Consider the following 4,768-nt stretch of genomic DNA (forward strand, 5'->3'; position numbering starts at 1 on the left):
GTCCGGGGGTCGGCTGCGACGGAGTCCATGGGTCCCTTCGCGGGGTTCGGAGGTCCGGCTGGTCGAGAGGAGTCGAAGCGCTTAATTGTCATATATTCATAGGCAATTGGACGCTTGCGGTGCTTCTCCCGTTACGCCCCGATGATATGCCCTCGGCGCCCCCGGTCGGGTGCCGGATCGGCGGGCAGCAGCGGCCGGAGGGCGCCCAGTACGGCACCGATGCAGGCGTCCCGCAGCTCGGTGCGGGTGCAGGTCTCCTCGGTCAGCCAGTCGATGACCAGCACCCGGACGAACACCAGCCAGCCGCGCAGGACCTGTGACACGGCCTGCCGCGCCCGCTCGTCCGCGAGCGGGAGGACGCCGAGCAGCCGGCCGCGCAGGGCGTCGAGCTCCTCGGCGATGATCGTCTGGATCACCTGGTCCCCGGCCAGCACCCGGTTGGCCGTGAGCACGGCGTGCCGGTTGGCGATGAAGTAGTCCAGGTGGGCGTCCATGCCCTCGGTCAGCTGCTCGATCAGGGTGTCGGCCGGGTCGAAGCGGGTCTTGGCGAGCAGGCCGTCGGCGGCCTCCCGGTAGACCGCGGCGAAGAGGTCGTGCTTGCTCGCGAAGTGCCGGTACAGCAGCGCGCGGGAGACTCCGGCCCGCTCGGCGACCTCCTCCATCAGCACCTCTTCGTACGGCCGTTCGGCGAACAGTCGGGCGCCGACGGAGAGCAGCTGGGCGCGTCGCTCGGCGAGGGAGAGCCGACGGCGTCGTTCGTGGACTGGCATGCGGGCCAGGCTACTTGACACATGTCTACTTGTCGGCGCCGGCTTGGTGGGGCACGATTGGTAGACACGTGTCAACCAGACCTCTGACGGGTGGGTGGGTCATGGCCAAGGCGTTACGGGTGCTCACGTGGACGATGGGGATCGCCTGCGTGGCGATCGGGTTCCTCCACATCCTGCTGGGAAACGCCGCGATGCCCGGGATCGCGGATGCCGGTCCGACGGTCGGCAGCTTCGGCCGCTTCATGGGCGCGGTCTTCGCCGGGTACGGCGTCGCCTGGATCCGGGCCGCCCGGCAGGCGCCGGTGCCCGCCCGGGCGGTCCGGTGGCTGGCGGCGGTGCTCCTGCTGGGCGGCCTCGCGCGGGTGCTGTCGATCGTGCTGGACGGCCGGCCGCACTGGTTCCAGCTGGTGCTGATGGCGATCGAACTCGGGCTCGCGCCGGTGTACTTGTGGCTCGCCGACGCCGACGCCGACGCCGACGCCGACGCCGACGCCGACGCCGACGAGCGGGCCCGGACCGGGGCTCAGCCCACCGGGGCGTAGTCCGCCAGGTGGGCGGCGAGGGTGGCCCGGTCGACGGTGGCGCCGGTCAGCGAGACGTAGCCGTCCGGGCGGACCAGCACGACGGCGTCGCCGCGGAGCCCGTACGCCCGGGCGACGTGGCCGCCGGGATCGAGCACGGCGGCCCGGCGCAGGCCCGGGAGGGCGGGCGGATCGAACGGGTCGGAGGGGTCGGACGGGTCGGACGGGTCGGACAGGGTGGAGTCGGCGGGCAGGGCCGGGTGCTCGCCGACCGTCAGCAGGGTGAGGTGCGGGCCGCGGAACAGGTCGAAGAGCCGGGTCGGCGTGCCGTCGGCGGTGGTGCAGGGCGCGTCGGGGGCGCGGTCGCCGGCCCGGATGCCGGTGGTGTCGTCGAGGTCGCGGCCGAGCGGCCCGCCCCGGTAGCCGACCGACAGCCCGGTGAAGTCGGCCCCCGCCGCGTTGGACATGGTGCGGAACTGGTCGGTCAGGGCGCGGGCGCCGTCGGCGCTGAACAGCCTGCGGTGCTGGGTGGAGGTGGCGGTCAGGACGGCGGCGGCGACCGGCAGCCGCTCGGCCTGGTAGCTGTCCAGCAGTGCCTCGGGTGCGCCGCGCAGCACGGCGGTCAGCTTCCAGCTCAGGTTGTGCGCGTCCTGGATGCCGGTGTTCATGCCCTGGCCGCCCGCCGCCGAGTGGCAGTGCGCGGCGTCCCCGGCGAGGAACACCCGGCCGTCGCGGTAGCGCTCGACCATCCGGACCGTCGGCCGCCAGACGGTGGACCAGGTCGGCTCGTGCAGCCGGACCCCGGGCAGACCGGCCCGTTCGGCGAACAGCCGGCGGAAGGTCTCCGGGGTCGGGGCCGGCAGCTCGCCGTGCCCGTCCGGTTCGACGAGGACGTGCGCGGCCCAGGTGTCGTCCTCGCGCATCGGGACCAGCACCAGGGCGCCGACCCCCAGTCGGGGGTGGTTCCACAGGTGCATGCGGTCGGCGTCCAGGCCGTCCACGTCCAGGGTGGCCATCAGGAAGCGTTCCTCGTCCCAGGTCTCGCCGAGGAAGGGGATGCCGGCCAGTTTGCGGACGGTGCTGCGGCCGCCGTCGCAGCCGACCAGGTAGCGGGCGCCCAACTGCTCGGTGCGGCCGTCGCGGCGGAGGGTGGCGAGCACGCCGTCCGCGTCCTGGGTGTGGCCGACCAGCTCGGTGCCGGTCTCGACGGTGACGCCGTACCCGGCGAGCCGCTCGCGCAGCACGGCCTCGGTGTGGTGCTGGGCGAGCAGCAGCATGCCGTTGTACGGGCGGTCGGGGGTCGGGCGGTTGGTGGGCGCCGGGTCGACCTCCCCGACGATCCGGTCGCCCTCGTAGGTGCGGACCTTGAGGTTGAGCGTGCCCCGGTCGAGGATCGCGTCGGCGACGCCGAGGTCGTGGAAGACCTCCAGCGTGCGCGGGGTGATCCCCTTGCCGCGCACGCCCCGGTCGCGGAAGCCCGGCTCCCGCTCGACGACGCGGCAGGCGACCCCGGCGCGGGCCAGGCCGAGGGCGAGCGCGAGGCCCACCGGGCCGGCGCCGACCACCAGGACCTCGGTCGCACGGTCGGGGTGGGCGGGGCGAGTGCTGTGAACGGTGAGCATGACGGATCCCCCTCGGCCGTCCGGCCATAAGATACGGCGCGTTTCCTGCTTCCGACTGTAGACTCGGGCCCACAAGAAACGCAACGTATCTACGAGGGGTGGGTGCGGAAACCCGTGGAGCAGGGCAAGCCGGTGCGGCGGCGCGGCGACGAACTGGAACGGGCGATCCTGGACGCCGTCTGGGGCGAACTCGTCGAGCACGGCTACGACCGGCTCACCATGGACGGCGTCGCCGCCCGCGCCCGGACCAGCAAACCGGTGCTCTACCGACGCTGGCCGAACCGCCCCGCCCTGGTCATCGCCGCCCTCGGCCACAACGCCCCGGACTTCCAGGAACCGCCGGACACCGGCGAGTTGCGCACCGACATGCTGCTCTTCATGCGCAGCCTGCTGCACCGCTTCGACGACCTGCCGGGCGAGGCCGTGCACGCCTTCCTGGTCGACCTGCTCCGCGACCCGGAACTCCGGGCCCGCTTCACCGGCTCGCTGACCTCCGGCGGCCCGGTGAACACCCTGGAGACGATGCTGCGCAGAGCCGCCGACCGGGGCGAGATCAACCCCGACCGGATCACCCCGAGGGTCGTCTCGCTCCCGCTCGACCTGCTGCGCGACGCCTTCCTGACGGGCGGGACGGTGGCGCCGGACCAGGTGGTGGAGGAGATCCTGGACGAGGTCGTGCTGCCGCTGCTGCGGGCACCCTCGGAGGGCTGGCCGCACGGTGGCTGTGCTTCAGTGTCGATCGAACGAACGTCCGTGAAGGGAGCCCGGAACATGAGCGGCACCGTGGTGGCAGTCAGCAGCAACGCCGAGTACTCGTTCACCAAGCCGAACCGGGACGGCATCACGCTGCTCGCCGGACTCGGCGTCGAGGGCGACGTGCACGCCGGGGTGACGGTCAGGCACCGCTCCCGCGTAGCCCAGGACCCGACCCTGCCCAACCTGCGCCAGGTCCACCTGATCCACCGCGAACTGCTCGCCGAACTCGGCGAGTCGGGCTTCGACGTGGCACCGGGCGCGCTCGGCGAGAACATCACCACCGAGGGCGTGGACCTGCTCGGCCTGCCGGTCGGCGCCGTGCTGCGGATCGGCCCGGAGGCGGCGGTGGAGATCACCGGCCTGCGCAACCCGTGCGCCCAGATCGACGCCTACCGGCCCGGCCTGCTCAAGCAGGTCGTCGGCCGCGCCGAGGACGGCACGATCGTGCGCCGCGCCGGAATCATGGGCATCGTCCGCACCGGCGGCCCGGTCCGGCCCGGCGACACCATCGCGGTCGAGCTGCCCGACGGCCCGCACCGCCCGCTCGACCGGGTCTGAGGGCGTCAGGGCGTCAGGGCGTCGGGGCGTCGTCGATCGACGACCCGGTTGATCCCCCAAGTCGGCTGCTCCACAGGCCGGATGGCCCGTCGAGCATACCCCCACCCCGTCATGGCGACGGCTCCCGGCGCGTAAGCAGCCGGGAGCCGGGGTGGAGCCTGCGTCGCTGACGAGGGTCAGGACCTGACCAGACGGGCGATGGCCTGATTGGCCTCGCGGATCTTGGTGCTCGCCTCCTGGCCGCCCTCGGCGATGGCGTCCCGGACGCAGCATTCGATGTGCTCGTCGAGGAGTTGGAGGGCGAAGGACTGGAGGGCGCGGCTGGCGGCGGAGACCTGGGTCAGGACATCGATGCAGTAGGTGTCCTGCTCGACCATGCGCTGAAGACCACGGATCTGGCCCTCGATGCGGCGGAGCCGCTTGAGGAAGTCGTCCTTGTGGGAGCTGTAGCTGGCCATGGCCGTCTCCGGTTCCTGTGCGGTGAGGCGTGCCCACACTCTACCGGCGGCGCGGTAGGGGGAGTCGGCCCGGACGGGCGGGG

General features: G+C 72.8%; 5 protein-coding genes and 1 pseudogene. 3 read left to right on the forward strand and 3 right to left on the reverse strand.

Going from position 1 to position 4,768, the window contains the following annotated elements; all coding sequences use genetic code 11:
* Positions 1-131 precede the first annotated feature (131 nt).
* Entirely contained in the window at positions 132-770 is a 639-nt protein-coding gene (locus tag ACIQOV_RS28070; protein WP_401053178.1) for a TetR/AcrR family transcriptional regulator, read from the reverse strand.
* Between the two features lie 101 nt (positions 771-871).
* On the opposite strand from ACIQOV_RS28070, the gene ACIQOV_RS28075 reads away from it, so the two are divergent.
* The gene (locus tag ACIQOV_RS28075) at positions 872-1,312 is read left to right on the forward strand and encodes a DUF4345 domain-containing protein (protein ID WP_401053180.1); all 441 of its coding nucleotides are present in this window, start codon (positions 872-874) and stop codon (positions 1,310-1,312) included.
* On the opposite strand, the gene ACIQOV_RS28080 is transcribed toward ACIQOV_RS28075, so the two are convergent.
* Positions 1,294-2,913, reverse strand: coding sequence for an FAD-dependent monooxygenase (locus ACIQOV_RS28080; protein ID WP_401053182.1), 1,620 nt, complete (start codon positions 2,911-2,913; stop codon positions 1,294-1,296). The genes ACIQOV_RS28075 and ACIQOV_RS28080 overlap by 19 nt on opposite strands.
* 132 nt (positions 2,914-3,045) lie before the next feature.
* Here ACIQOV_RS28080 and ACIQOV_RS28085 point away from each other — a divergent pair.
* Both ACIQOV_RS28085 and ACIQOV_RS28090 read left to right on the forward strand, forming a co-directional pair.
* A pseudogene (locus ACIQOV_RS28085) lies at positions 3,046-3,576 on the forward strand (TetR/AcrR family transcriptional regulator); the annotation flags it as partial.
* Positions 3,577-3,684: 108 nt separating this feature from the next.
* Positions 3,685-4,227 carry an MOSC domain-containing protein gene (locus ACIQOV_RS28090; protein WP_401053184.1) on the forward strand — a complete coding sequence of 181 codons (543 nt, stop codon included), beginning with the start codon at positions 3,685-3,687 and terminating at the stop codon, positions 4,225-4,227.
* A gap of 176 nt (positions 4,228-4,403) precedes the next feature.
* Here the strand turns inward: ACIQOV_RS28090 and ACIQOV_RS28095 are convergent, their stop codons facing one another.
* Positions 4,404-4,685, reverse strand: coding sequence for a metal-sensitive transcriptional regulator (locus tag ACIQOV_RS28095; RefSeq protein WP_224282060.1), 282 nt, complete (start codon positions 4,683-4,685; stop codon positions 4,404-4,406).
* Positions 4,686-4,768: the final 83 nt, after the last annotated feature.

Source organism: Kitasatospora sp. NPDC091257 (assembly GCF_044757675.1).
In the GTDB taxonomy this organism is placed as follows: domain Bacteria; phylum Actinomycetota; class Actinomycetes; order Streptomycetales; family Streptomycetaceae; genus Kitasatospora; species Kitasatospora lactacystinica.

Coding starts and splice junctions, on each gene's coding strand:
- ACIQOV_RS28070 (WP_401053178.1), bottom strand. CDS start 770: ATGCCAGTCCACGAACGACGCCGTCGGCTCTCCCTCGCCGAGCGACGC.
- ACIQOV_RS28075 (WP_401053180.1), top strand. CDS start 872: ATGGCCAAGGCGTTACGGGTGCTCACGTGGACGATGGGGATCGCCTGC.
- ACIQOV_RS28080 (WP_401053182.1), bottom strand. CDS start 2,913: ATGCTCACCGTTCACAGCACTCGCCCCGCCCACCCCGACCGTGCGACC.
- ACIQOV_RS28090 (WP_401053184.1), top strand. CDS start 3,685: ATGAGCGGCACCGTGGTGGCAGTCAGCAGCAACGCCGAGTACTCGTTC.
- ACIQOV_RS28095 (WP_224282060.1), bottom strand. CDS start 4,685: ATGGCCAGCTACAGCTCCCACAAGGACGACTTCCTCAAGCGGCTCCGC.